This is a genomic window from Kosakonia sp. S42, assembly GCF_016624785.1.
Taxonomy (GTDB): domain Bacteria; phylum Pseudomonadota; class Gammaproteobacteria; order Enterobacterales; family Enterobacteriaceae; genus Kosakonia; species Kosakonia cowanii.
This window is the reverse complement of the sequence record NZ_JACVTW010000112.1, coordinates 1-274: the sequence shown is the minus strand read 5'-3', so window position 1 is coordinate 274 and position 274 is coordinate 1. Positions and strand designations below refer to the sequence as shown.

At 53.3% G+C, this 274-nt stretch carries 1 other RNA gene; it reads right to left on the bottom strand.

Annotation, left to right across the window (positions count from 1 at the left end):
* Nucleotides 1-123: 123 nt before the first annotated feature.
* Nucleotides 124-274, bottom strand: a non-coding RNA gene (locus IAE50_RS25790) — RtT sRNA; the annotation flags it as partial.

Here is a 274-nt window from a genome sequence, read left to right as displayed (position 1 = left end):
GCCGACCCCCTCCTTGTAAGGGAGGTGCTCTCCCAGCTGAGCTAATCACCCGATACTGCGCTGGATACTGCTAATCGTGGTTCGTTACTTTCGTAACGTTAACCTCTCCACCGCGAGGTTAAGTGGTGGGTCGTGCAGGATGACTCGGCTTTCGCCTCGCCCTACGGGCCGTTGCTGTCGCAACGTTATCCTTCACGTTAAAACGCTTCACCAGACTTAATAGTGGTGGGTCGTGCAGGATTCGAACCTGCGACCAATTGATTAAAAGTCAACT